Raw genomic sequence first — 20,813 nt, 5'->3', positions numbered from 1 at the left:
AGCTATTCGATGACCCCGTTGAGCCCGAACTCGGTCAGTGTCCCGTCGACTAGATCCCGCAGCCGCTGCTTAGTGTTCTCCGCCCCGATCTCGTAGGCCTCGACCGAGATCACGACCTTGCCATTGACCCGCGCAGACACCACGACGAGCTGGCCATGCGACCGCTCGATCTCCCGCCGGGTCACGTTCTGGTCGAGGGCCCGCAGCACAACCTTCTCCGCGGTCGTGCTGTCGACCTGAGCGATCTGCGGCGGCAGATCGCCGAGGTTCGAACACGACACCGGCAGGTCTTCGGAGTAGGAGAACAGCAATTCGGCCACGCCCTTGACCGCGGCCTGGGGCAACCACGGCATCAACGGAAACAGCTCCATGGCCGGGTCGGTCTGCTCCTTGGCCATCTGTCGTGACTCGCGCACGACGGCGCGCGCCTCGGTCAGGTCGACGGTCACCTTGTCCGGGTCGACGGTGGCATTAGCGAAGGCCATGGCCAGGGCCCGATCGTCCTCCAGGCTTTCGCGCAGGTTGATGGCGATCACCAGCGTGACGGCGCCGTCGGACTTCCGGCGCCGGCCCAGCCGCTCGGCGAGCTTTGCGGTAACCCCCACCAACAGCGAATAGCCGTTGCCACCAAGGCTTTCCGCCCGAGAATCCCATTCTGCGATGTCGACGAAGGCCGCCACCGACGGCACGTGGACAATCTCGTCTTTGGACTCACCGCCGGCGCGCGCCTTCCTTGCCTGGGCGAAGTCACGCCGTTTGCTCCACACCAGCTTCGCGCCCTTGACCAAGGCCCGGCGCGCCTCCGGCAGGTCCCGCAGGGCCTGACGCGCGTCGGCGACCAACGCCTGTCGCCGGGTCCGCGAGCCCGGCCGGTCATATCCCCCATCGCGCACGTTCCCAGTGACCGCCTCGAAGATCGCCAGCCCGGCGGCGGTCCCGTCGCCGATCACATGCGAAGCCACCATGCTGATCGCGGTGGCGCCGTCGGTCAGCGGCTGGACCACCAGGTACCACGTCGGACCGTGCTCGGGATCGATCGGCAGCGTCGCGAGCTCGTCTGCCCAGTCCATGAGTTCGTCACGTGGACGCGGAGTTTCGTTGATCTGGATCTCCGACGGCGCGTGGCTGGGCTGGACCCATCGGGGCCGGCCGAAGGGAAGCGGTGAGCGCTCGATGCGCCGACCGCCGAGCGAGTCGGAGATATTGCGGTGGAAGCGCCGGAGGCCTTCGTAATCCACGGGATGTTCGTAAACCCATACAGCCTGCATGAGCTGGCCGCGACCGGTGGCGCGCATCAGCTCGAATGCCGTCTGATCGAAGAACTCGAGCCGATGCTCGCGGGTTTCAGTGGTCACTGCTGAACCTCACTCGATCACACCGGACAGCTCGAAGTCGGCCAGGGCCCTGGCGATGGCCTCGCGCAGACGTACACGGGAATTATCGGCGCCCGGTTGATAACGGAACACCGGCAAGATGACCCTACCGCCCAGCCGCGCGGACATCACCGACATCAGGCCACGCCGCCGCTCGAGAACACCAGAAGTGAGATTACGGTCGACTCCGCCGAAGTAGAAGCGATCGGCTTTCGTTCCGTCCACCCGCAGGACGTCGTCTGGCACATCGCCCATGTTCGAGCAGGAGACCGGCACGTCGACGGAGAAGTTGAAGGCCATGTCAGCCATCCGTCCCATCGCACGCTTGGGCAGGAACGGGATTAGCGGCAGCAACTCCACCATTTCATCAGGCTTCTCACGTGCGGTGATCAAGCCTTTCTTGATCGCCGTACGGGCGCTGGAGAGATCTTTGGCCACCGGATCTGGATCGAACGTGACGTTGGCGATCGTCACGACGTTGCCTCCGGTGTCACCCAAGTCTTCCCGGTCACTGACGGGAATCAACAGCGTCACCGCGCCGTCACTCGGCCGTGTCCGGCCGACATGCTGCGCGAGCTTTCCCGCAAACCCGGCTACCAGTGAAAAATGGTTTCCACCGAGCTCTTTCGCTCGTTGATCCCACTGGTCTTTGTCGATGAGCACCGCCGCAACGGTTGTCATCACCGACTCATGGCCGTCGCGGGCAGACGTGGCCGGCGCTGCACTCGGGCGCACCAGCTCATCCTTGCGCCGAGTCGCCACCTTGACCGCTTTGACCAGCGTCCGCCCGATCTCTGGCAGATCGGCAGCGAATTGACGGAGGTCTTGGGCAACCGCACGACCGCGGGTCCGGGAAAATCGGGTCGGATAGCCGAGGTCTATCCCGGTGCCGTTCACAGCCGCGATAACCGACGCGACGACCCCGCCACCGTCGACGATCGCGTGGGACACCACCAAGCTGACGACCGTGGTGCCGTCGGCAAACGACTGGACACCCATCCGCCAGGCCGGAGACCGCTCGGGGTCCAGCGGCAACTCCACCTGCTCATGCGCCCAGTCCCACAGCTCCTCTCGCGGCCGCGGCTGCTCGACGATTTCCAGCGGGGCCTGCGGGCCCGCCACCGATACCCATCGGTGACGACCGAACGGCAGAGGCGAACGCTCGATCAAGCGCCCAACCAACCCGCGCCCGAAGTTCTGGTGGAACCGCCGGACCCCGTCGAGGTCAATATCGTGCTCGTAGATCCAGATCAGCTGCATGACGGCCTCCTGGCCGGCACCACGCAAAGCTAACAACAACGCCTGATCGGCGTACGGGACTACATTGTCTGCTCTGGGTTCGCCCACCGGCATCAAACCGTCGCGGCGGGCACGCGAGACGACGAGACCAGCTCGGAACGGCCGTCTGCAACCCGAAGGTAAATGCACTTCATCAGTTCGACGAACTCGGCGACCGACTCGCGGGCGATCGGGTTATCTGGGTAGGCGACCGTGATGATCGTGCCGGTGGCCCGCCGGTTCACCCACATGCCGACCTGATTGGCCGCGCCCAAGTCCGTGTAGATGTGCCCGTTGAGCGCATACCACTGAGACATGATCACGGGGTTCAGCGGCGGCAGGCCCACGTCGAGGTAGGACAGCATCGGGACACCCGGACCGGCCGGGCGGATGCGTGGTGTCTCCTCGGTCTCCGCCAGCTCGTAGACCCGCTCGATCGGCACGTTCGCCAGCGGCATCCCCTGGTCGAAAGACTCCTGCGCAGCGCGCGCGACCTCGGCGAAGTTGCGCGCGGCGACCGGCACTGACAGCGGAACCACACCGGTGAACCAGCCCGTGGTCATGAACTCCGCGGGGGTGCTGCGGGTGGTGGTCGGGGTGATGACGTAGTAGTCGTCGTCACCGGTGACCTGCCGATGGGCGATCGCCGCGGCGGCAAACACACCACCGATGAAGCGGACACCGGCGGCGGTGCAGGCCGACTCGAAGCGGTCGGTCTCGTGCTCGTCCATCAGTTGTACGGTGAGCAGGTCACCGCTGCAGTGCACCGACGGATCGCCGAGCGGCAGCGGGAACGTCGGCATAGTCCCGCCGTTGTTCTCCAGGAACTCCAGCCAGCCGCGGACATCGGGCGAATCCATCGTCAGCTGCCTGGTGTAGTCGTGCTGACGCGTGCAGTAGTCCTGGTAACTGCCGGCCTCGGGCAGCCGCAGCGGCGCACCGCCACCGGCCAGCGCCTCGTAGTTCATGTGCATCTCCACGAACAGCGCCATCATCAGCATCGCGTCGGCGTGCAGGTGGTCGACGCTGACGTAGAACGTGAAGTGGTCCTCGCGCTGGATCACACCGAACCGGAAGCAGTCCCACTCCAGCGGACTCGGGGTGTCGAGCACGTGCTTCTTCCACTGGGCGGAGTTCATCTCGCCGTGCTTGGTGGCCACGAACTGGATGTCGTTCGGGTTTTCCACCGTGTGGCGGACGATCTGGTCGTCCTCGTCGAACTCGAACCAGCTGTGGAAGGTGTCGTGCCGGCGCAGGTAGGCGTTGATCACAAACGTCATCGCCCGCACGTCGCACTTGCCCGGCATGTTCCACGCCGGGATCAGCAGCCGCGCCATCTCCAGCCCGTTGGCCGTGTGATTGCGGTAGCTACGAATGTGCTGGCCCTGCTGATAGCTGGCAGGAGCGTCGCTGACCGGCGCGTCGAGCACCTTCTTCAGGCACGCCGGTGACGGGCTCCACGACACGACCTTGCCCGGTGCGTCTACCCAGTCATGGATTGCTGTTAGTGCAACCACCGTTAATACCCCTTCGACCCTATTAGCGGGATGCGCTTGACGTTATGACGCCGGCGAGTGTCTCGCACAGGCTCTCGGCCAACGACCTAACAGTCGTTATGTCCATCGAACGAACGCGTATCCCCGTTTCAGTTTCAATCCGCGTTCTTAGTTCTAGGTTGCCCAACGAGTCCAAACCGTATTCAGAAATCGGCCGATCCGGATCGATTGAACGCCGCAAAATCAGGCTGAGCTGCTCGGATACCAGACGACGAACTCGCATCGGCCAGTCCTCGCGCGGCAGGTCGTGCAGCTCGGCCCGGAACGTGCTGGTGTCGGCAGGCCGGTCGGCACTGGACTTGAAGGCCTCGGCGAACGGGCTGCGCCCGGCAAGCTCGGTGAGCCAGGGCGTCCCGATCATCGGCGCGTAGCCGCTGTAGGCGCGGTCGTGCCGCAGCAGCGCCTCGAACGCCCGTGCACCCTCCTCCGGGCTGATCATCGTGGTGTCGCCCGCTGCGGCCAGGTGCTTGCCGGCACCGATCTGGTCCCAGGCCCCCCACGCGACCGCCGTGGCAGGCAGGCCCTGCGAACGACGCCAGTGGGTGAAGCCGTCGAGCCAGCTGTTGGCGGCGGCGTACGCGCCCTGACCCGGCGACCCCAGCAGCGCAGCCGCCGAGGAGAACGAGCAGAACCAGTCCAGCGGCTGTGCCGTGGTGGCGCGGTGCAGGTGCCAGGCGCCGTAGACCTTCGGAGCCCAGTCCCGTTCGATCAGCTCATCGCTGATGTTCGGCAGGATCGAGTCCTCGACCACCGCGGCAGCGTGCAGCACGCCGCGCACGGCCAAGCCGGTCGCTGTAGCCACGGTCACCAGACGGTCGACGGTCTCCGACAGCGCGATGTCTCCGCTGACGACCTCGACCTCGGTTCCGGCGGCCCGCATGCGCTCGATCTCGACGAGCGCCTCGGGCTTCGACTCCGACCGCGAGTTCAGCACGATCCGGCCACAGCCGGCCGCTGCCATCTTCGCGGCGAGGAACAAGCCCAGGCCGCCGAGACCACCGGTGATGATGTACGACCCGTCGCGGCGGAACACCTTGGCCTGCTCCGGCGGGACCACCACATTGCTGTGGCCCACCTTCGGTACCGACAGCAGCAGCTTGCCGGTGTGCTCGGCGGCGCCCATCACGCGGATCGCGGTGGCGGCGTCGGCCAGCGGGTAGTGCGTGGTCTCCGGCTGCGGCAGAACACCGTCTGCGGTCAGCTGGTACACGGTGTTCAGCAGCTCGCGGATCTGCGCCGGATGCGTGGTGGCCATCAGCGCCAGATCGACACCGTAGAAGGACAGGTTTTTCCGGAACGGGAACAGCCCGAGCCGGGTGTCACCGTAGATGTCCTTCTTGCCGATCTCGACGAACCGTCCGCCGAAGGCCAGGATGTCGACGCCGGCCCGCTGGGACGCACCGGTCAGCGAGTTCAGCACGATGTCCACGCCGTACCCGTCGGTGTCCCGGCGGATCTCCTCGGCGAAGGCGGCGCTGCGCGAGTCGTAGACATGCTCGATGCCCATGCCGCGCAGGATGTCGCGACGCTCCTCGGTGCCGGCGGTGGCGAAGATCTCCGCGCCGATGTGGCGGGCGATAGCGATCGCGGCCTGACCGACACCGCCGGTGGCGGAATGGATCAGGACCTTGTCGCCGGCCTTGATCTTGGCCAGGTCGACCAGGCTGTGCCAGGCGGTCGCCGAGGCGGTGGAGACCGCCGCGGCCTGATCGTCGCGCAGACCCGATGGCAGCGTCACAGCCACGTCGGCGTCGCAGGTCACGAACGTGCCCCAGCAGCCGTTCGGCGACATGCCGCCGACATGGTCGCCGATCCGGTGGGAGGTGACGTCCGGGCCGACCGCGGTGACCACACCGGCGAACTCGATACCCAGCTGCGGGTGCAGACCCTCGAAGCTCGGGTAACGGCCGAAGGCCAGCAGCACGTCGGCGAAGTTCAGGCTCGACGCGGTGACCGCAACCTCGATCTGACCCGGCCCCGGCGGGATGCGGTCGAACGCCGCCAACTCCAGGGTCTGCATGTCACCCGGGACGCGGATCTCCAGGCGCATGCCGTCGCGCGAGTGGTCGACCACCGTGGTGTAGCGCTCGTCGGGCCGCAGCGGGTTCGGGAACAGATGCGCGGTGTACCACTCGCCGGCGCGGAAGGCGGTCTCGTCTTCCTCGGAACCGGTCAGCAGTACGCGGGCAACCAGCTTGGCGTCGACATCGTCGTCGACGTCGATCTGGCTGGGGCGCAGTTCGGGGTACTCGGCGCCGATCACCCGCAGCAGGCCGCGCAGGCCGGCCTGCTCCAGGTTGGGCCGGTCGTCGGCCAGCACGGTCTGGGCGTTGCGGGTGACGACGTAGAGCCGCGGCGCGTCACCGGCGGTGTCGGCCAGTTCGCGGGCGATGCGGACCAGGTGGCGGACCTGCTCTCCCCCGCGATGCGGCAGCTGCTCTTCGGGGCAGCCGGCGATGCGCGCCGGGGACACCACGACCACATTGTCGAAGCCGCCCTCGGAGAAGTACGCGGTCAGCTGCTCGGCGTTGGCGGCGTGGTCGGCCTGCTGCGGCCAGGACATCGTGGTGACGTCCGCGTCGTTGAGCTTGAGCGCGTCGGTGAGCGCCGAGGCCAGCAGGTCGACGGTGTCGGAGGTGCTGACCAGCAGCCAGGTCGCGGAGTTGGTCTGGGTGACCTCGGCGAGCTGCTGCTGGCGCCACTCGATGCCGAGCAGCCGCTCGTTGAGCACCCGCTCGCCTTCGTTGGTCTCCGACATGCCGCTGCCCATCCGCAGACCCTGGACGGTGAACAGCACCGTGCCGTAGTCGTCGAGCAGGTCCAGATCGGCCTGAACAGTAGAGCCGTCGAGCGAGGTGATCCGGGTCAGGCTGTAGCGGGCATTGCGGACCGCGCCGTACACGCGCAGGCGGTCCACACCCAGCGGCAGCAGCAGCCCGCCGTTGCCGGAGGCCTGCACACCCGGGTGCGCCGCGACGGACTGGAAGCAGGCGTCCAGCAGCGACGGGTGCACGCCGTAGGAGGTCTGCTGGTTGCGGATCGAGGTCGGCAGGCCGATCTCGGCCAGCACGGTGTCGGCGCTCTCATCCGCGGCGTTGACGGCCTGCAGCGCGGTGAACGCCGGGCCGAACTGCACGCCGCGGCCGTCGAACCACTGCCGGACGCCCTCGCCGTCGGCGCGGTTGGGATGCGCCTCGCGCAGCGCGTCCATGTCGTAGGGCTGGCGCTGCTCGCCGGCGTCCGCGGCGCTCAGCACCGCGCTGGCGCGCTGCTCGCGCTCGCCGTCGACGTCGGTCTCGACCACGAACTTCAGCACACCGCTGGCGTCCGCCTCCGCCGTCGCGCTGACCGGTGTCAGATCTTTCAGCAGCAGCATCGCGTCGAACGTGACGTCGCGGACCTCGGCATCGTCACCGAAGACGGTGCGCGCCGCGGCCAGCGCCATTTCGCAGTAGGCCGCGCCGGGCAGCGCCGCCACGTTGTTGATCTGGTGGTCGACCAGCCACGGGTGCGCGGCGGTGCCGACCTCGGCCGCCCAGGCGTGCCGCTCGGGCTCTTCCAGAAGCCGGACGTGCGAGCCCAGCAGCGGGTGGGCCGCGATCAGATGCGTTCCGCGGGTCTGGTTTTCGGCGCCGTCCGGGATCAGCACCAGGTTGCGGTGCGCCCAGGTGGGCAGCGGCGCGTCGACGAGCCTGCCGATCGGGTAGAGCACGGAGAAGTCGACCTTCGCGCCGGCGGAGTACAGGTCGCCGAGGAACTCACCCATGCCGTGCGGCACTTCCTGACCGCGCCGCATTCCGGCGAGCGCGGCGACGGTGATGTCCAGTGTGGCCGCGGTCTGATCGATGGCGCGGATCAGCAGCGGGTGCGGAGCCAGCTCACCGAACACCCGGAAGCCGTCCTCCAGCGCGGTCTGCACGGCAGCCGAGAAGCGAACCGTGTGGCGCAGGTTGTCGACCCAGTAGTCGGCATCGCAGTACGGCTGCTCGCGCGGGTCGAAGGAGGTCGCCGAGTAGTAGGGCACCTCGGGAGCCATCGGGGTGATGTCGTCGAGCATCTCGGAGAGCTCGTCGAGGATCGGGTCGACCTGCGGCGAGTGCGACGCCACGTCGACGTTGACCTCGCGGGCCATGATCTCGCGGGCTTCCCAACCTGCGACGATCCGGCGGACGGTCTCGGTGTCACCACCGATCACGGTCGACTTGGGCGACGCCACCACGGCGACGACGACGTCTTCGATGCCCTGCTGCTCGAGTTCCTCGCGGACCTGCTGGGCCGGCATCTCGACCGACGCCATCGCGCCCCCGCCGGCCAGGCGCAGGCACAGCAGCGAGCGGCGGCAGATGACCTTGACACCGTCTTCAAGCGACAGCGCGCCGGAGACGACGGCCGCGGCGACCTCACCCAGCGAGTGCCCGATCACCGCGCCGGGCGCAACTCCGTAGGAGCGCATCGTGGCGGCCATCGCGACCTGGACGGCGAAGATCGTCGGCTGCACCCGGTGAATGCCCTCGACGGTCTCGGGCGCGGTCATCGCCTCGGTGACCGAGAAGTTCGACTCGGCGGCGATCAGCGGCTCGATCTCGGCGACCTTCGCGGCGAAGACCGGCTCGGTGGCCAGCAGGCCGGTGCCCATCGAGGCCCACTGCGAGCCCTGGCCGGAGAAGATCCACACCGGGCCTCGGTCGTCGTGACCGACGGCGGGCTGGAACGGGTCGTCGCCCTCGGCGACCTGACGCAGGCCGGCGATCAGCTCGGCGCGGTCGTCGGCGATGACAGAGGTGCGCATCGGGCGGTGCCCGCGCCGGCGGGTCAGCGTGTAGCCCAGGTCCGACAGCGAGAGATCGTCACCGGCGGCCTCGACCCAATCGGCGAGGCGCCCGGCGGTGTTGCGCAGCTCTTCGACGGAGCTGGAGCACACCGGGAAGACCAGCAGGTCCTTGGCCGCGTCGGTCTTGGCGGCGTCGACGACCGCCTGCGGCTCTGGGGCCTGCTCGAGAATCGCGTGCACGTTGGTGCCCGACATGCCGTATGACGAGACGCCCGCGCGGCGGGGGCCACCGTCCTTCGGCCACGGAATGTTCTCGGTCGGGACGAACATGCCGGTCTTGACCTTGGCGTTCTTCTCCGACAGTTGGGTGAAGTGCACGTTCTGCGGCACGACGCCGTGGTGCACCGCCAGGACGGCCTTCATCAGGCCGAGGACGCCGGCGGCGGACTCGGCGTGGCCGAAGTTGCTCTTCACCGACGTCAGGGCGCAGGGGCCGTCGGTGCCGTAGACGGTGGAGACGCTGTTGAACTCGATGGTGTCGCCCACCGGGGTGCCGGTGCCGTGCGCCTCGACCATTCCCACGGTGGTGGGGTCGATGTCGGCGGCGGCCAGCGCGGCCTGGAAGACGGAGACCTGGGCGTCGCGCGACGGGGTCAGGATGTTCTCGGTGCGGCCGTCCTGGTTGGAGGCGGTGCTCTTGATGACAGCGAGGACGCGGTCGCCGTCGCGCTGAGCGTCGTCGAGGCGCTTGAGCACGACGATCCCGCACCCCTCGGCGCGGACGAAGCCGTCGGCGGCGACGTCGAAGGAGTGGCAGCGTCCGGTCGGCGAGAGCATGCCCTGCCCCGAGGACGAGGCGTAGAGGCGCTGATCCAGCATCAGCATCACGCCGCCGGCCAGCGCCATATCGCTTTCGCCGTCATGCAGGCTGCGGCAGGCCTGGTGCACCGCGACGAGGCTCGAGGAGCAGGCGGTGTCGGTGGTCAGCGCCGGGCCGTGCAGACCGAGCGCATGCGAGATGCGGCCCGAGGCCATGCTGAACGGATTGCCGGTGAAGGCGTAGGCCTGATCGAAGGCGCCGGCGTCGCTGGTGACCATCGCGTAGTCGTCGTGCGACATACCGATAAAGACACCGGTGGACGTGCCGGACAGCGACGACGGGGTGAAGCCCGCCTGCTCGACGGCTTCCCAGCTGGTCTCCAGCAGCAAGCGATGCTGCGGGTCCATCGCGGTGGCTTCTCGCTCGTTGATGCCGAAGAAGTCGGGATCGAAGCCGGTGACGTCATCGATGAAGGCGCCCCACTTGGACACCGAGCGGCCGGGCACCCCGGGCTCCGGGTCATAGAGATCGTCAGCATCCCACCGGTCGGCCGGAACTTCAGTGACCAGATCAGCGCCCTCGAGCAACGCCTCCCACAGCTTGTGGGGCGAGTCGATACCACCGGGCAACCGGCACGCCATGCCGACTACGGCGATGGGGGTGACAGATGTCTGACGCACGTCCGCTCACACCTCTCTTGGCACTGGGCAAGGCAACCAAACCGGTCCAGCTAGCTCAAAGCGCCGAGTCAAAGTTGCCAATGTCCTCGGTAGCCTAGCCGTTTTTCGTTAAGTGCGCGACAAATGTTTCGACTTTTTGATTCGGGTTTGGACAAAGTGACCTATGGCCCTAAGGGTGTCCCCCGGCCGGTGGATAAGCGATAGCTGATCTCCGGACAGCGCTTCGCCGCCAGATGTTCTCAGCGCTTCCGTTGGCTCAGCTAGAAAAGCCTCTGAACTGGGAATTTGTCGGTCCCTTTACGCCGGAGCAACCAATGGGACCGCGGCCCGCACCCCACCCTCGGGGGCACGGTGGAAGTTGCAGAGTGTTTCCTATCGCAATTCGGCCTCAATTTGGCATCGACAGCGTTATAGCAAATTTCAAATATCGTGTTTTTTAAATTTGGCCGACGGCCCTTAGAGATTCCGGGCGCAGCTCCATTCAATAATGCTAAACGTCATGCTGGACGGCACCTCGAGCGACCGTGATAGCGTGGCGACCCTGAGAGTTTCCGCTACCCCGCCTCAGCATCGAAAAACCTTCTAGCCTGCGGTTACCGATCTGTTACACAGAAGATGGCTACTAACCTGAGAGTAGGCTGAGATTTAATTATTAGAAGCGAGGAAAACGTGATTCAGACCACATCTAGCCGAGCTCCGATACTTCGATTACCCGCTCACCGATAACTTGGAGACCAAGTCAGCAAACGCTTCTGGATAAATGACCGGCTATTTGCAGACATTTGGCGAACTTTCTCCGAAATAAGCGCAAATTGTTGGCCCGGCGGGCGCCCGGTGACATTTATCACCCGTTTAAGGGCGTGTTGTGAAGTACCTGTGAAAGTTAGCTGGAGCCCCGAGGGGCGACGTTTGGCGAGGCCAGCGCAACCGCTGGAGACGCTCCGACCAGGCAACTTCCCGGGTACCTGGGCGCCACAGCAAGGGCTCGGATCGGTGATCTGGGGCGGGAGTTAGCCCGCGACAACGCCCGATGACGGCGCGGGGAACCGCGCGCCGAACTCGGTGACGGGCTGGAAGCCGTGCTTGCGGGCCGCGGCCGCGCCGCGCCGGATCAGCGCGGCGGTGGTGACGAAGCCGGCCTGGTCAGCCAGCACAAACGGGGTGAGCAGCCGATTGTGCACGAAACTGAAGGACAACCCCGCCTCCGGCACCGCCCAGCCGAGCGACCCACCCAGGCCGACGTGACCAAATCCGGGCATGATTCCCGCGATGGGCAGACCGTGATATCCGAGGTGGAATGCCATTGGAAGAATCAGGTTGCGATCCGGCGTTAGGTTGCGCCGCCCGGTGAGGCCCGCGACCAATTCGGCCGACAGATAGCGTTTTCCGTCGATTTCGCCGCCGTTGGCGATCGCACCGTACATGCGGGCCAGGCTGCGCGCCGTCGCGATACCGTTGGCCGCGGGCAGTTCGGCGTCCAGCAACGGCATCGCGCCCTGCACGGTGGCCTTCATACCGGGGAAGTACATGGAGCCGAATATCGCCGACAGCTCGAAGGCAGCGACCCGCGGCGCGATGGTGTTGAAGAACGGGTTGGGAATGTTCATCTGGGGGCCGATGATCGAGGCGGCCTTCGTCGGCGCGCCGGCCGGTGGCCTGCCCAGGTGGATCCCGTCGGTGTCGAGCGGCTCGGCCACCTCGGTGCGGATCAGCTCGCGCATCCCGACCCCGGTGACCGCGCGGGCGAGTCCAGACAGCAGCCAGCCGTAGGTCAGCGCGTGGTAGGCGGGCTTGCCGAAGTTCCGGCCGGGCGCCGCCGCCGCGATGCGTTCCTCCATCACGACGTGGTTGAGCAGGTCGCGTCGGCGCACCCCACGCAGATGGGCAAGACCTGCGCGGTGCTGCATCATCTCGCGCACGGTGATCGCAGCCTTGCCGTTGGCGCCGAACTCGGGCCAGTACTCGGCCACCGGCGCGTCATAGTCGATCAGGCCACGGTCCACGAGCCGGTGGATGACCGTTGAGGCCACACCCTTGGTCGCGGAGAACACCATCGCACCGGTGTCCGCCGACCAGCGTTGCCGCCCCCGTCGATCCGACCAGCCGGTCCAGACGTCGACCACCGGCTGGCCGTCGAGGTAGACCGCCAGCGCGCCACCGCCGAACCGCGGATGCGGAAACATCGCCGAGAAATTGCGCAGCGCGCAGGCGAAGTGCGGATCAGCAGCGCCCTGGAGTCCATGGGGCACTGTGTCGCTGCCGCGAGTTGCCTGAGTCACAACTGAGAATTTAACCGGCCTAAGCACATCTGTAACAAATCGTTGCCATTTCGTTAGCTTGACGCGCGGCCCGTCATGTTGACTGCTCAGCCGCGTCGAGGAGGCGCTGGGCTGCCAGCGCCGGAGTGAGTTCCCCGTCGCGCACCTGACGCTCGATCTCGGCGCGCTGCGTGCGAACAGCCGGGTGGTTCAGCACCCGATCGAGTACGGCATCGCGCACCATCGACCACGTCCAGTCCACCTGCTGCGCGCGCCTGCGGGCGTCGAACTCGCCCGCCTTGGTGAGCACGTCGCGGTGTTTGAGGACGGTGTCCCACAGCTCGGACAAGCCCGCGCCCTCGACTGCACTCATCGTCAAAACCGGTGGCCGCCAGAGGGTTTCGCGCGGATAGATCAGCCGGATCGCGGCCGTCAGTTCACGTGCGGCGGCCTTGGCCTCGGTCGCGTGTTTACCGTCGGCCTTGTTGACCACCACGATGTCGGCCAGCTCCAGCACACCCTTCTTGATGCCCTGCAGCTGATCGCCGGTGCGGGCCAGGGTGAGGAACACGAACGTGTCGACCATGTTGGCGACAGCCACCTCGGACTGCCCGACGCCGACGGTCTCGACCAGGATCACGTCGAATCCGGCAGCCTCGGCGAGCACCACCGTTTCCCGGGTGGCCTTTGCTACACCACCCAGCGTCCCGGATGTCGGCGACGGCCGGATGTAGGCGTCCGGGTGTACGGCGAGCCTGGCCATCCTGGTTTTGTCGCCCAGGATCGAGCCGCCGGTGCGGGTCGACGACGGGTCGACGGCCAGCACCGCGACTCGGTGCCCCTGCTCGATCAGGTACATGCCCAGCGCCTCGATGGTGGTCGACTTCCCCACCCCGGGCACGCCGGTGATGCCGACATGCAGCGCTGTGCCCGCATCCGGCATCAGCTCCAGCAGCAGCTGCTGAGCCTGATCCCGATGATCGGCGCGGGTCGACTCGACCAGCGTGATGGCCCGCGACAGCGCCGCACGATCGCCGCCGCGGATCGCCTCGGCCAGTCCTGCGACGTCGGCCGGCATCAGGTGAGCGTGTAGCCGAGCCGCTCGGCGAGCTTGTGCAGCAGGTCGACCGCGGCGTCGGCGATCACCGTGCCCGGCGGGAAGATCGCGGTGGCTCCGGCGGCGTAGAGCTCGTCGAAGTCACCCGGCGGGATCACGCCGCCGACCACGACCATGATGTCGGGGCGGCCCACCGCGGCCAGCGCGTCGCGCAGCGCCGGAACCAGCGTCAAGTGACCGGCCGCCAGCGAGGACACGCCGACGACGTGCACATCGTTGTCGGCGGCCTGTTGCGCCACTTCCTCCGGCGTGGAGAACAGCGAACCCACGTCGACGTCGAAGCCGATGTCGGCGAACGCGGTGGCGATGACCTTCTGGCCGCGGTCGTGGCCGTCCTGACCCATCTTGGCGACCAGGATGCGTGGCCGTCGGCCGTCGGCCTCGGCGAACTTCTCGACCAATTCCGTTGCGGTACTCACGTTGTGGGCCTTCCCGACCTCGTCGCGGTACACCCCCGCGATGGTGCGGATCTCGGCTTGATGCCGGCCGTACACCTTCTCCAGTGCGTCGGAGATCTCGCCGAGGGTGGCCTTGGCCCGCGCGGCGTTGATCGCCAGCGCCAGCAGGTTGTTGCCCAGACCGTCCTCCCCGGCCGGGCCGGAAGCCGTTGCGGCACGGGACAGTTCGGCCAGTGCGGCCTGGCAGGCCGCCTCGTCGCGCTCAGCCCGCAGCTGCGCCAACTTGGCGATCTGCTCGGCGCGCACCCGGCTGTTCTCGACCTTGAGGACCTCGATGTCCTGATCCTCGGTGACCTGGTACTTGTTCACCCCGATCAACGGCTGAGCACCGGAGTCGATGCGCGCCTGGGTGCGCGCGGCGGCCTCCTCGATGCGCAGCTTCGGGATGCCTTCGTCGATGGCCTGCGCCATGCCGCCGTGCTCGCGAACCTCGGCGATGTGCGCGCGGGCCTTCTCGGCGAGCTGATAGGTCAGCCACTCCACGTAATACGAGCCGGCCCACGGGTCGATCGGCCGGGTGGTGCCCGACTCCTGCTGCAGCAGCAGCTGGGTGTTGCGGGCGATGCGTGCCGAGAAGTCGGTGGGCAGCGCCAGCGCCTCGTCGAGCGCGTTGGTGTGCAGCGACTGCGTGTGGCCCTGGGTCGCGGCCATCGCCTCGACACAGGTGCGCGCGACGTTGTTGAACACGTCCTGGGCGGTCAGCGACCAGCCCGAGGTCTGCGAATGTGTACGCAGCGACAGCGATTTGGGGTTCTTGGCGCCGAACTCGGCGACCAGTTCGCTCCACAGCAGCCGGCCCGCACGCAGCTTGGCGACCTCCATGAAGAAGTTCATCCCGATGCCCCAGAAGAACGACAGCCGCGGGGCGAACTTGTCGACATCCAGCCCGGCGTCCCGGCCCGCCTTGAGGTACTCCACACCGTCGGCCAGTGTGTAGGCCAATTCGAGATCGGCTGTGGCACCGGCCTCTTGGATGTGATAGCCGGAGATCGAGATCGAGTTGAACTTCGGCATCTTGGCGCTGGTGTAGCCGAAGATGTCGGAGATGATCCGCATCGAGGGCTTTGGCGGATAGATGTAGGTGTTGCGGACCATGAACTCTTTGAGAATGTCGTTCTGGATGGTCCCCGCCAGCTTCTCCGGCGGCACGCCCTGCTCCTCGGCCGCCACCACGTAGAGCGCGAGGATCGGCAGCACCGCACCGTTCATGGTCATCGAAACGCTGACGGTCGAGAGGTCGATGCCGTCGAAGAGCTGGCGCATGTCCAAGATCGAGTCGATGGCCACACCGGCCATGCCGACGTCACCGGCGACGCGCGGATGGTCGGAGTCGTAGCCGCGGTGGGTGGCCAGGTCGAAGGCCACCGACAAACCCTTCTGGCCGGCCGCCAGGTTGCGCCGGTAGAACGCGTTCGATTCGGCGGCGGTGGAGAACCCGGCGTACTGCCGAATGGTCCACGGCTGGTTGACGTACATCGTCGGGTACGGCCCGCGGATGAACGGCGGTTCGCCAGGGAAGCTGTTCAGCGGATAGCCCGCCGCCACGACGGCGTCGCGGTCGGCGCCGACGTAAACCGGCTTGACCGCGATCCCCTCCGGTGTCTGCCACTCCAGCTGCTCAGCGGTGTAGCCGTGCGCCGAGGCGGCAGCCGCGACGTGCTCGGCGACAGCGGCCTCGGTGGGTGCCGTCGTGGGCTGGTCGCCGTGCAGGGGGACCTCGGCGAAGCTCGGTACAGTGCCCGTGGTTGACGCGGTCATGGATCAGGCCCCCAATCGGGTGAGCAGGGACGAAAGTGCTTCGACCGCATCTATTTTGGCGGTCAGGTAACCGTCTGGTTTGTCGGCGGCCTCGGCCACCGCCTTCTCGGGGCCGGCCAGGTAGATCTGGGTAAGGCCCGCGGCCCGCGCGGCGGCCACCACATCGGAGGCATCGGTGCCGTAGCGCGCGTCGGTGCCGCAGATCACCGCGACCGTTGCGCCGCTGTCGGCGACGGCCGCGGCGGTCCCAGCCGCGTCGACCGTGCCCGGGTTCACCGCCTCGATGCCGCCGGAAGCCAGCAGGTTGGCGGCGAACGTCGCACGGATGTTGTTCTCGGCCAGCGGGCCCAGCGGCAGGAGCAGGACCTGTGGCCGCGAGCCCGTGCGGTCGAGGAAGGCATCCGAGCGATCGCGCAGTGCCTCGAAGCCGGCCGCATAGCGGCGCACGGTCTCCGACGAGTCGAGGTGCGGCAGCGGAGGCTCGGCGAGGTTGGGGAACTCGTTCACCCCGGTGACCGCGGTGCGGCGGTGGGCGATGTCGTCGGCCCGGCGGGCCCGCACCTGCTCGATCTGTTCGGCGACGTGATCGGTGGCCGCGACGAATCCGCCGCGCGCCTCGATGTCCTGGAAGTGCGACCAGGCCTGTGCGGCAAGGTTTTCGGTGAGGTCTTCGACATACCAGGAACCGCCCGCGGGGTCGAGCACTCGCCCGACGTGCGACTCCTCCAACAGCAGCAGCTGGGTGTTGCGCGCGATGCGGCGGGCGAATCCCGCGCTGATGCCGGGGAAACCGCTGGGGATCGCCACATCGAACGGCAGCACGGCCACGGTGTCCGCTCCCCCGACGCCAGCGCCGAACGCCGCCAGCGTGGTGCGCAGCACGTTCACCCACGGGTCGCGCTGGGTCATCATCGGCAGCGAGGTGACCGCATGCACGGTCGCCGCCCCGCTGTCGGGTTGGCCGAGTACGTCGGCGACCCGGGCCCAGAGTTGGCGGGCCGCACGGAATTTCGCGATCGTCATGAACTGGTCGTCGTCGGCCACCAGCCGGAAGCTGATCTGGCGCAGCGCGTCGGCGATCTCGATGCCCGCGTCGACCAGCGCACGCACGTACTCCACGGCCGCTCCCAACGCGCCGGCGAGCTCCCAGGCCGCGTTGGCGCCGCGGTTGTGGAACGCCGGTCCGTCAACCGTGATCGCGCGAATCCCGGTACCGCCGGCGAGGTTCGCGGCGACCCGGGTGACCTCCTCGAGCTCCGGTGTGCTGAAACCGCTGAGCGGCGCGGTGAGCGGATCGGCACCCAGATCGATAGACAGTCCGGTTTCCCGGGTCGCTTCGCTCCTGCCCGCCGAAGTGGCGCGCTGGGTGTCGTCGGCGCCGGCCACCAGCGCCAGCACCGCCTCGGCGGCGGCACCGAACTGCGCCCCGGCGTCGAGGATCACCGGAGCGAGTTCGATGAACACTCCCTCGAGCAGCCGGTCCAGATCCGCTGCGGCGACACCGGTGTCACCGACCCGCAGCACCAAGGCGCTGACGCCCTCGCTCAGGGCGCCCAGCACCGCGGCATTGCCGTCGGCGACCTGGCCGGAGAAGCCGGGCCCCGGGAACACCTCGGCGACCTTCCAGCCGGCGATGACGTCGCGGCGGGCATCGCCGCCGCGGACGAACGGCCATGCGCCCGGCAGCGGCGACTCGGGCAACTCGTCCAGTGCGGTGTAGAGCGGCCGGATCGAAAAGCCCTCGTAGGTGGGAGAGTCCAGCAGCGTCTCGGGCTCGGCGGGCAGATCCGCGGGATCTTTCCGGCTGCTCTTGGCCAGCACGCCGGCCACCGCGGTGCGCCAGCGGGCGCGGCCTTCCTCAACCTCTACTGACACCGGCAACTCCTGTTGTCGCAGCATGCGGCAGCCCGTACGGGGACCAGCCATCAGACCATCAGGCTAAATGATCACTTCAGCCGTGACGTGGCCGACTACGGCTACCCGCCGGTAACCCCCGTCGCACCCGGCGAGCTGTCGCGCGAGGGCCGTAACCTTGGTGAACGTGACATCGAAGGCTCGCAGCACGTGGCGCAGTGTGCGCTCAGCGGTGATCTCCACCGCGCGTCAGGTATCCCGCACGCGCCTCGTCGTCACCGCGATCGCCTTTGTGATTCTCGTCGCAGTCGTCGTGTTGGTGCCGTTGCCCAGCGCCGTGCAGCTCCGGGATTGGGCGACATCGCTCGGCGCGTGGTTCCCGCTGGCCTTCCTGGCCGCCCACATCGTTGTCACCGTTTTCCCGTTCCCCCGCACCGCGTTCACCCTGGCCGCCGGCTTGCTGTTCGGGCCGGCGCTGGGTGTGGCGATCGCCGTGGTCGCCAGTGCGTTGAGCGCGCTGATCGCCTTGCTGCTGGTGCGGGCCGTGGGCTGGCAGTTCAGCAAGCTGGTCAGCCATCCCGCGATGGAAGCGGTGGACGCCCGGCTGCGCGCCCGCGGCTGGCAGGCGGTCTTCTCGCTGCGGATGATCCCGGCCGTGCCGTTCTCGGTGCTGAACTACGCCGCCGGCGCATCCGCCGTCCGGGTCATGCCGTACCTGTGGGCGACGGTGGCGGGGTTGATCCCGGGCACCGCCGCGGTGGTGTTCCTCGGCGACGCCTTGACCGGCAACGTCAGTCCACTACTGGTGCTGGTGTCGGTGTGCACCGCCGCCGTCGGCGTCGCCGGCCTGGCCTACGAGGTCCGAACCCATCGCCGCCACCACTCCGTAGGTCACCAGGAGGGTCGACGCGGCGACGAAATTCCGGCCGAAATCCCGCACTCGGACGTGTGAGCCGACGGCAAGCGAGAAGTACACGGTCAGCATCACCGCGGTGAACCGCGCCAACGCCGGGAACCGCCACACCGATGCCAGGCCGATCGCCGACGCGGCCTTGATCGGCGCAAAGATCCAGCGCTTGTCCACCGGAAAGCGAACGCCATCGAGACATTCGGTGACGAAGGGCGCCGGCAGTGCGCAGGCCACCGCGTCGGCTGCCTGCGCGGCCGCGAGAGCCGTGTAAATCCGCGCCGGCGTCGGCATCGGACTACTGATCAGAGGTGTGCCGCGGCGCGTACTGCGCGTCGGCCGGCGGTGCCTGCTGCTCAGACAGCGGCGGGTACGACACCGGTGGGGTGATCTGCTGCGGCGGCGGCACCGGAGCGGCACCGACGGCGGGCACGGTGGCGCGGGCCTCGGCCTCGGCCTTGGCCACCGCCTGGGCGATAGCCGGGTCGGTCTGCGTGTCGAACCAGTCGGCGACCTCGTCGTCGTCGTCTTTGGCGGGAGCGTCGTCCACCGGCGACGGCGTATAGCGGAACACCCCGTCCTCGCCGGGCGCGCCCAGCAGCTTGGTGAAGCCCTGCAGCGCCGAGCCGAAATCGCTCGGCACCAGCCACACCTTGTTGGCTTCACCCTTGGCCATTTGCGGCAGGGTCTGAAGGTACTGATAGGCCAGCATCTCCGGGGTGGGCCGGCCGGCCTTGATCGCGGCGAACGTCTTCTCGATCGCCTTGGCCTGACCCTGTGCCTGCAGGTAGGAAGCGGCGCGCTCACCCTGGGCCCGCAGGATCCGGGATTGCCGTTCGGCCTCGGCGGCCAGAATCGCGGCCTGCTTGGCGCCCTCGGCCGCCAGTATCTGCGCCTGCTTCTGACCCTCGGCTTGTTTGATCGACGCCTCCCGGCTGCCTTCGGCGGTGAGGATCATCGCGCGCTTCTCGCGGTCGGCGCGCATCTGCTTTTCCATCGAGTCCTGGATGGACGGCGGCGGATCGATGCTGCGCAGCTCGACGCGGGCGACCCGTAGGCCCCAGCGGCCGGTGGCTTCGTCGAGCACGCCGCGCAGCTGACCGTTGATCTGGTCGCGGCTGGTCAGTGTCTGCTCGAGGGTCATGCCACCGACCACGTTGCGCAGCGTGGTGGTGGTCAGCTGCTCGACGCCGACGATGTAGTTGCTGATCTGGTAGACCGCCGCCTGCGGGTTGGTGACCTGGAAGTAGACAACGGTGTCGATGTTGACCGTCAGGTTGTCCTCGGTGATCACCGGCTGCGGCGGGAAGGACACCACCCGCTCGCGCAGGTCGACGCGGGCGCGGACCTTGTCGATGAACGGGATCAGCAGCGTGAGCTGCCCGGAGACCGTCTTGCTGTAGCGCCCCAGCCGCTCGATGACGGCCGCTTCGGCCTGCGGTATCAGCGCGACGGACTTGGCGACGACGATGATCGCGAAGATCACCAGCACCGCCAGCAGGACCAAACCGGCTATGGCACCGTCCATGACGAGTTCTCCTTACTCGTTCTTCCAGACGACCGCGGTGGCACCGTCGATGTGCATGACGGTGACGTGATCGCCCGGTTCGTAGACATCGTTGTCGTTGTAGGGCCGCGCCGTCCAGATTTCGCCGTCGAGTTTCACCTGGCCTTCATGACGCGATATCCGGTCCAGCACCAGTGCGTTCTTGCCCTCCAGCGCTTTCACCGGTTCGGGCAGACCCTTGCCCGCGGTGAATTTTCGTCGCAGCGCCGGGCGCACCAGTACCAGCAGCAGTATCGAGACCACCAGGAACACCGCGCCGTCGGCCCAGACGGGCCAGTCCAGCAGCCAGCTCGATCCGGCGGCAGCCAGGGCGCCACCGGACAGCATCAGCAGGAACATGTCGCCGGTCAGTGCTTCGGCACCAGCAAGACCCAGGGCGAACACGAGCCAGATCAGCGCCGCGGGCATGGCGCCAG

Annotated in this window: 11 protein-coding genes and 1 pseudogene; 1 reads left to right on the top strand and 11 read right to left on the bottom strand. The window is 67.6% G+C overall.

Features of this window, described 5'->3' with window-relative positions:
* Positions 1-2: 2 nt before the first annotated feature.
* The 8 genes from K0O64_RS13490 to mutA all read right to left on the bottom strand — a co-directional run bounded on the left by K0O64_RS13490 (position 3) and on the right by mutA (position 17,968).
* On the bottom strand, positions 3-1,355 hold the full coding sequence (locus K0O64_RS13490; RefSeq protein ID WP_220046423.1) for a hypothetical protein: 1,353 nt from the start codon (positions 1,353-1,355) through the stop codon (positions 3-5).
* A gap of 9 nt (positions 1,356-1,364) precedes the next feature.
* Positions 1,365-2,633: a hypothetical protein gene (locus tag K0O64_RS13485; RefSeq protein WP_225933708.1), complete on the bottom strand. Its 1,269-nt coding sequence runs from the start codon at positions 2,631-2,633 to the stop codon at positions 1,365-1,367.
* Between the two features lie 92 nt (positions 2,634-2,725).
* Positions 2,726-4,168: a condensation domain-containing protein gene (locus K0O64_RS13480; RefSeq protein WP_096311371.1), complete on the bottom strand. Its 1,443-nt coding sequence runs from the start codon at positions 4,166-4,168 to the stop codon at positions 2,726-2,728.
* Positions 4,169-4,190: 22 nt separating this feature from the next.
* The gene (gene pks2, locus K0O64_RS13475) at positions 4,191-10,478 is read right to left on the bottom strand and encodes a sulfolipid-1 biosynthesis phthioceranic/hydroxyphthioceranic acid synthase (protein WP_096311370.1); all 6,288 of its coding nucleotides are present in this window, start codon (positions 10,476-10,478) and stop codon (positions 4,191-4,193) included.
* A gap of 1,010 nt (positions 10,479-11,488) precedes the next feature.
* Positions 11,489-12,757: an esterase/beta-lactamase LipL gene (lipL, locus tag K0O64_RS13470; RefSeq protein ID WP_198044374.1), complete on the bottom strand. Its 1,269-nt coding sequence runs from the start codon at positions 12,755-12,757 to the stop codon at positions 11,489-11,491.
* Between the two features lie 73 nt (positions 12,758-12,830).
* Complete coding sequence (gene meaB, locus K0O64_RS13465) at positions 12,831-13,814, bottom strand: methylmalonyl Co-A mutase-associated GTPase MeaB (RefSeq protein WP_071945150.1); 984 nt, start codon at positions 13,812-13,814, stop codon at positions 12,831-12,833.
* Complete coding sequence (gene scpA, locus K0O64_RS13460) at positions 13,814-16,069, bottom strand: methylmalonyl-CoA mutase (protein WP_071945152.1); 2,256 nt, start codon at positions 16,067-16,069, stop codon at positions 13,814-13,816. The genes meaB and scpA overlap by 1 nt, the downstream gene beginning before the upstream one ends.
* Before the next feature lie 3 nt (positions 16,070-16,072).
* Positions 16,073-17,968, bottom strand: a complete 1,896-nt coding sequence (gene mutA, locus K0O64_RS13455; RefSeq protein ID WP_083542632.1) for a methylmalonyl-CoA mutase small subunit — start codon at positions 17,966-17,968, stop codon at positions 16,073-16,075.
* A 136-nt stretch (positions 17,969-18,104) separates the two neighbouring features.
* Here mutA and K0O64_RS13450 point away from each other — a divergent pair, with 136 nt between their 5' ends.
* Complete coding sequence (locus K0O64_RS13450; RefSeq protein WP_083542633.1) at positions 18,105-18,875, top strand: TVP38/TMEM64 family protein; 771 nt, start codon at positions 18,105-18,107, stop codon at positions 18,873-18,875.
* On the opposite strand, the pseudogene K0O64_RS30300 reads toward K0O64_RS13450, so the two are convergent.
* From K0O64_RS30300 to K0O64_RS13435, 3 genes and pseudogenes are all read right to left on the bottom strand, one after another.
* Positions 18,789-19,124 (bottom strand): annotated as a pseudogene (locus K0O64_RS30300) (DoxX family protein); the annotation flags it as partial. The gene K0O64_RS13450 and the pseudogene K0O64_RS30300 sit on opposite strands and share 87 nt — an antisense overlap.
* Before the next feature lie 4 nt (positions 19,125-19,128).
* A complete protein-coding gene (locus tag K0O64_RS13440; RefSeq protein WP_071945155.1) occupies positions 19,129-20,358 on the bottom strand; it encodes an SPFH domain-containing protein in 1,230 nt (409 codons plus the stop codon).
* Positions 20,359-20,370: 12 nt separating this feature from the next.
* Positions 20,371-20,805 carry an NfeD family protein gene (locus K0O64_RS13435; protein ID WP_071945157.1) on the bottom strand — a complete coding sequence of 145 codons (435 nt, stop codon included), beginning with the start codon at positions 20,803-20,805 and terminating at the stop codon, positions 20,371-20,373.
* Between the last annotated feature and the right edge of the window lie 8 nt (positions 20,806-20,813).

Origin of the sequence: Mycolicibacterium pallens (assembly GCF_019456675.1) — a bacterium.
Taxonomy (GTDB): Bacteria; Actinomycetota; Actinomycetes; order Mycobacteriales; family Mycobacteriaceae; genus Mycobacterium; species Mycobacterium crocinum.
Note: the sequence above shows the minus strand (reverse complement) of the source record. Positions and strands in the feature narration are given on the sequence as shown.